This is a genomic window from Streptacidiphilus pinicola (genome assembly GCF_003258295.1).
GTDB lineage: Bacteria > Actinomycetota > Actinomycetes > Streptomycetales > Streptomycetaceae > Streptacidiphilus > Streptacidiphilus pinicola.
Map to the genome: position 1 here is coordinate 1 of NZ_QKYN01000235.1, position 6188 is coordinate 6188.

Here is a 6188-nt window from a genome sequence, read left to right on the forward strand (position 1 = left end):
GGCGCCGGCTGCTCCGGCAGCGGCTGATCGTGTTCATCACGGTCACGCTGGGCGTGGCGCTGGCCATCGCGGCCGCGCAGGGCTGCGAGAACCGCACGGCCAAGGGAAGCGGTCCGGTGTCGCCGTCGCAGGGCGCCCGCGCCTCCGCGTCCGCGGGCGCGACACCCGTCGCCCAGGACGCCGCGGCGGGCCTGACCGCCCTCCCGGCCGGCGACGCGGAGGCCACCGCGGTCACGGCGGTGGACTGGGGTTCGCGCTCGTACCAGGACCCGGCCGACGGCTCGCGCATCGACCTGTCGAACGGTCACGGCACCGCCCCCGGAGCGCCGGTGACGCTCACGACCGTGCTGCCCGCCCGCTACCAGGGCGAACCGGCGGCCGTCGTCGTGCTGACCCGGCGTGACCGGGCCGTGCCCGAGGACATGATCGAGCTCTACCGGGTACGCCAGGGTGCAGAACCGGTTCTGCTGGCCGCTCACGCCACCACGGGCGACCCCAACGGCACCAGCGTCTGGCAGATCCAGAACGGCTCGGTGCTGCGGCAGGAGCACACGCCGCAGAGCGGCGGCCGCACGGTGAGCACCACCCGCTACACGGTGGCCGCCAAGGGCACCATGACCGAGACCTGGCCCGGCACCGGCTCGGCCTCCTCGCCCCCGGCGTCCCCCTCCACCCCGGCCCAGGCCCTCGGCTCCTCCCCGACCGGCTCCCCCGCGAACGGCTGAGGCAGCTCGGTCCGAGGCCGGTTCTCCGTGGCGGCGATCGCCGCGCGGAGGGTGTCGCGGGCGCGGTCGAGCTCGGCCGCCCGGTCGTCGAGATCGGCCAGCCGGTCGCGGAGCCGTTCCAGGACCCCCGGGCAGGCGCGGAGGGAGCCGTCGGAGCGGCCGCAGGGCAGCACCTCGCGGATCACGGCCGTGGGCAGCCCCGCGGCCAGCAACGCCCGGATCCGGAGGACCGTCTGCTCGGCCGCCGGCTCGTAGGCGCGGTAGCCGTTGGGCAGCCTCGCCGAGCTGAGCAGGCCCACGCGTTCGTAGTAGCGGAGCAACCGCTCGCTCGTCCCCGTCCGTTCCGCCAGCTGCCCGATCCGCATCGGTCCGCGCCCCCTCGTCTTGACCTTGCCACCGTGTCAATGTTCAACACTGGCCGACGTCGGCGGCATTCCGCCGCCACCCGTCCGACCAGGAGACCTCCGTTGATCATCGACGCCCACAGCCACGTGCACGACCCGGTCCACGGCCACCTCGCCCTGCTCGACGAGGCCGGCGTCGACCGGACCGTCCTGCTCGGCACCCGGCCGCATCCGGAGCGGGCCGACGGCCTCGCGTCGTTCCGACACGAGATGGCCGTGCTGCACGAGACGGTCAGCGGCGCGGCCACCGGGGCCGACGCGTACGAGACGGCGTGGGACGAGCTGCAGGCCGCCGTCGCGGCGCAGCCCGACCGCTTCATCGGATTCGGCAAGGTCCGGCTGGACGTGGCCCCGGAGGAGATCGCCGCGCAGGTCGAGCGGGAGGTCCTGGGCCGCGGGTTCCGCGGCGTCGGGGAGCTCACCCCGCCGCCGGACCGGGCCGAGCTCGTCGAGCCCGTCCTCGCCGCGGCCGCGGACCACGGCGGGCTGCCGGTCGTCGTCCACGGCTACGCCCCCACCACCGCCCGGGATCTGGCGACGCTGGCCGCCCTCGCCCGCCGGCATCCGCGGGTGCCGCTGGTGATCAGTCAGCTCGGCGGGCTGAACTGGCTGACGGCGATCGAGCTGGCCCGGGAGACGCCCAACCTGTATCTGGACCTCTCGACGGCCGGGGTGGTCCTCGCGGTGCGGCTCGCCGTGACGGAAGTCCCCGACCGCACGCTCTTCGGATCCGACGCCCCCTACGGCGACCCGGTCCTCGCCCGCGCGGCCGTCGAGCGCGTGACCAAGCCGGGCGCGCTGCGCGACCGGGTCCTGGGCGGGACCCTCGCCGAGCTGCTGGGCCTCTGAGTCCGCTCCGGGCCTCCGGTCAGGGGCGCGTCGCGTAGAACGCCACGGCCGAGGCGGCGGCCACGTTGAGGGAGTCGACGTTGTTGGACATGGGGATGGTGACCCACTCGTCCGCCGCCCGCAGGGCGGCCGTGCTGAGGCCGTTGCCCTCGGTGCCGAAGACGAGCGCGACGCGCTCGTGCCGCCGGGCGGCGAACTCGTCCAGCGAGACGGAGTTGTCCGCCAGGCAGAGCGCCGCGATGGTGAAGCCCGCGTCACGCAGCAGGGTCAGCCCGTCCGGCCAGGGGTCGAGGACGGCGTAGGGAAGGCTGAGAACGGCGCCCATGGAGACCTTGACGGAGCGTCGGTAGAGCGGGTCGGCGCAGCGCGGGCTGAGCAGCACGGCGTCGACGCCGAGCGCGGCGGCGTTGCGGAAGGCCGCGCCGGTGTTGGCGTGGTCGACCAGGTCCTCGAAGACGGCGACCCGGCGCGCGCCCGCCAGCACGTCCTTGACCGGCGCGGCCGGCTTCCGCTGCATCGACGCGAGCGCACCCCGGTGCACGTGATAGCCGGTCACCTGCTCGGCGACGGCGGGCGTCACGGCGTAGACGGGCGCGGGGACCTCGTCGATGACGTCCTTCATCTGGTCGACCCACTTGGCCGAGAGCAGCATCGACCGCATCTTGTACCCGGCGATCCGGGCACGCCGGATCACCTTCTCGCCCTCCGCGATGAACAGGCCCTCCTCCGGCTCGCGGCGGCGGCGCAGTTCCACGTCGGTGAGCGCGACGTAGTCGTGGAGGCGCGGGTCCTCCGGGTCCTCGATGGTGATGAGCTCGGCCACGGGTCGATCCTGCCCGTTCGGCCTCAAACTGCCAAGGCGACGACGTCACCGATCACGACGATCGCCGGCGGCCGGATCTCCTCGGCCGCGACGACCTCGGCGACCGTCGCGAGCGTCGCCCGCACCACCCGTTGCGCGGCCGTGGTGCCCTCCTGGATCACCGCGACCGGCGTCTCCGGCGCACGCCCGCCCGCGACGAGCGCGGCGGAGATCGCCGCGATCCGCTCGACGGCCATCAGCAGCACCAGCGTGCCGCGCATCCTCGCGGCCGCGTCCCAGTCCACGAGCGAACGCGGGTCCTCGGGCGCGACGTGCCCGGAGATGACACTGAACTCGTGCGTCACGCCGCGGTGCGTCACCGGGATCCCGGCGGCGGCCGGCACGCTGATGGAGCTGGAGATGCCCGGCACCTCGACGACCGGCACGCCGGCCTCGACGCACGCGATCAGCTCCTCCATGCCGCGCCCGAAGACGTACGGGTCGCCACCCTTGAGCCGCACCACGAACTTGCCCGCCCGGGCGTGCTCGATCAGCGCGTTGTTGATCGCCTCCTGCGCCATGAATCGGCCGTAGGGGATCTTCGACGCGTCGATCACCTCGACGTTCGGCGGCAGCTCGTCCAGCAGCTCGCGCGGCGCGAGGCGGTCGGCGACGACCACGTCCGCCTCGGCGAGGAGCCGGCGGCCCTTCACGGTGATCAGCTCCGGGTCACCCGGGCCGCCGCCGACGAGCGCGACCCCTGCGGTCCTTCCCCGGTGGTGCGCGGCGGCGAGGCTGCCGTCGCGCAGGCCGCCGACGATGGCGTCGCGCAGGGCGACGGAACGTCGCGGGTCACCGGAGAGCACCGCGACGACGGTCCCCTCCGCGCGCCCACTCGCCGGGGTCCACGCGGTGGCGGCGGAGGCGTCGTCACTACGCGCGCAGAAGATCCGCTCGGCCTCTGCCTCGGCCGCTGCGGCGGCATTGGTCTCGGGGTCGGAGGTGGCGATCATGGCGTACCAGGCGTCGGCGAGGTCACCGGCCTGGTACGCACGCCGCTCCCAGCGCAGCTCGCCCGAGTCCGCCATCGCCTGCACGGCGGGGGTGGTCTCCGGCGAGACCACCACGACGTCGGCCCCGGCGTTCAGCAGCGCCGGCAGCCGGCGCTGCGCGACCACGCCACCCCCGATCACGACGACCCTGCGGCCGGCGAGGCGCAGGCCTACCGGGTACGGCGGGGTGGTGTCGTCGTCGAGCGGTGCGGTGGGCATCAGCGGCACTCCGGAGAACTTTGGTACGGACGTGGGGAACACACCAGGGGCGCGGGGCTCTGCCGATGACGCGGCGCCGCGGCGTGGGCGCGAGGAACCACCCGCGACCTCGAACGCCGAGCGGGCAGCGCCGACCGCTCATCAGTGGTGCTCGCTCTTTAGATAGTGCAACCACATGCGGCAGCGAAAGGTGATCCGCCGCACGTGGCTGGGCGCACAGTTCCTCGCGCCCCTGCGGTACTCACATGCAGAAGCGATTCGCCCGGGAAGGGGCTAGTGCTTCTCGGTGACGCCCGCCGAGTCGAACGTGGCCACGTCGTGCATCGCCCGCGCCGCCGACTGGACCAGCGGCAGGGCGAGAAGCGCGCCCGTGCCCTCGCCGAGGCGGAGGTCGAGGTCGATCAGCGGACGCAGACCCAGCTTCGCGAGAGCGGCCTTGTGGCCCGGCTCCGCCGACCGGTGGCCGGCGATGCACGCCGCCAGGACCTCGGGGGCGATCGCCTTGGCGACCAGCGCCGCCGAGCCGGCGATCACGCCGTCGAGGATGACCGGGGTGCGCAGCGACGCCGCGCCCAGCAGGAAGCCCGCGATCGCGGCGTGCTCCAGACCGCCGACCGCGGCCAGCACGCCGATCGGGTCGGACGGGTCCGGACGGTGCAGGTCCAGCGCCTGACGGATGACCGCGACCTTGCGGGCGTGGGTCTCGTCGTCGATGCCCGTGCCGCGGCCCGTGACGGCCGCCGGGTCCTCGCCGGTGAAGACGGAGATCAGCGCGGCCGCCGCCGTGGTGTTGGCGATGCCCATGTCGCCGGTGACCAGCGCCTTGTTGCCCGCCGCGACCAGGTCCCGCGCCGTCTCGATGCCGACCTCGAGCGCGCGCATGGCCTCCTCGCGCGACATCGCGGGGCCCTGCGTCATGTCGGCGGTGCCGGGACGGACCTTGCGCGGCAGCAGACCGGTGGTACGGCCGGAGTCGATCGCCGGGGGCAGCTCGGAGGCGACGCCCACGTCGACGACGCAGACCTCGGCGCCCAGCTGACTGGCGAAGGAGTTGATGACGGCGCCGCCGGCCAGGAAGTTGCCGACCATCTGCGCGGTGACCTCCTGCGGCCACGGGGTGACGCCCTGGGCGTGCACGCCGTGGTCGCCCGCGAAGATCGCGACGCACGCCGGCTCCGGGATCGGCGGCGGGCACTTGCGGGAGAGACCGCAGAGCTGGGCGGAGATTATCTCCAGCATGCCGAGCGAGCCGGCCGGCTTGGTCATCCGCTTCTGGCGGTCCCAGGCCTCGCCGAGCGCCTTGGCGTCCAGCGGGCGGATGCCGCGCAGGGTCTCCTGCAGCACGCTGTGCGGCTCCTCGCCCGGCAGGGCGCGGCGGCCGTAGGTCTCCTCGTGGACGACCCAGGAGAGCGGACGCTTCTTGGCCCAGCCGGCCTGCGCCAGCTCCGGCTCGTCCGGGAACTCGTTGACGTAGCCGACGCAGAGGTAGGCCACGACCTCCAGGTGCTCGGGCAGGCCGAGCTCGCGGACCAGCTCCTCCTCGTCGAAGAAGCTGACCCAGCCGACGCCGAGGCCCTCGGCGCGCGCGGCGAGCCAGAGGTTCTCCACCGCGAGGGCGGCCGAGTACGGCGCCATCTGCGGCTGGGTGTGCCGGCCCAGGGTGTGGCGGCCGCCGCGGGTGCGGTCGGCGGTGACCACGATGTTGACCGGGGTCTCCCGGATGGCCTCGATCTTCAGTTCCTTGAACTGCTTGGCGCGGCCCTTGGGGAGCGACTCGGCGTAGACGTCGCGCTGACGCTCGGCCAGCTCGTGCATCCGGGCGCGGGTCTTCGCGGAGCGGATGACCACGAAGTCCCAGGGCTGCGAGTAGCCGACGCTGGGCGCGGTGTGCGCGGCCTCCAGGACGCGGATCAGCACCTCGTGCGGGATCGGGTCGGAGCGGAAGCCGTTGCGGATGTCGCGGCGCTCGCGCATGACGCGGTGGACCGCCTCGCGCATGTCCTCGTCGTAGGCGGGGGCGGCGTCGCCGAGGTCGTCCACCTCGGGCGCGAGCCCGGCGGACTCCGGGGACTCCGCGAAGGCCTCGGCCGGCACGACCTGCTCGGCGTCACCCTGGGCGGCCGGCTCGCCGGCCGCC

The 6188-nt window shown here is 74.2% G+C and carries 4 protein-coding genes and 2 pseudogenes; 2 read left to right on the top strand and 4 right to left on the bottom strand.

What is annotated here, in order from left to right:
- Positions 1–725, top strand: a pseudogene (locus tag DN069_RS42220) (hypothetical protein); the annotation flags it as partial.
- A 53-nt stretch (positions 726–778) separates the two neighbouring features.
- Here DN069_RS42220 and DN069_RS42225 read toward each other — a convergent pair.
- Positions 779–1090: pseudogene (locus DN069_RS42225) on the bottom strand (MerR family transcriptional regulator); the annotation flags it as partial.
- A gap of 102 nt (positions 1091–1192) precedes the next feature.
- On the opposite strand from DN069_RS42225, the gene DN069_RS38235 reads away from it, so the two are divergent.
- Positions 1193–1978 (top strand): amidohydrolase family protein, encoded by a 786-nt coding sequence (locus DN069_RS38235; protein WP_111507850.1) that lies wholly within the window; start codon positions 1193–1195, stop codon positions 1976–1978.
- Positions 1979–1997: 19 nt separating this feature from the next.
- On the opposite strand, the gene DN069_RS38240 is transcribed toward DN069_RS38235, so the two are convergent.
- The 3 genes from DN069_RS38240 to cobT all read right to left on the bottom strand — a co-directional run.
- Positions 1998–2801, bottom strand: coding sequence for a TrmH family RNA methyltransferase (locus tag DN069_RS38240; RefSeq protein WP_111507851.1), 804 nt, complete (start codon positions 2799–2801; stop codon positions 1998–2000).
- Between the two features lie 23 nt (positions 2802–2824).
- Positions 2825–4051 (bottom strand): uroporphyrinogen-III C-methyltransferase, encoded by a 1227-nt coding sequence (cobA, locus tag DN069_RS38245; protein ID WP_111507852.1) that lies wholly within the window; start codon positions 4049–4051, stop codon positions 2825–2827.
- Positions 4052–4324: 273 nt separating this feature from the next.
- On the bottom strand, positions 4325–6188 hold a 1864-nt coding region (cobT, locus tag DN069_RS38250), incomplete at its 5' end, for a nicotinate-nucleotide--dimethylbenzimidazole phosphoribosyltransferase (RefSeq protein WP_116513724.1).

Bases quoted from the DNA above. Each gene is read 5' to 3' on its own strand.
- cobA (WP_111507852.1), bottom strand. From the start codon at position 4,051: ATGCCCACCGCACCGCTCGACGACGACACCACCCCGCCGTACCCGGTA.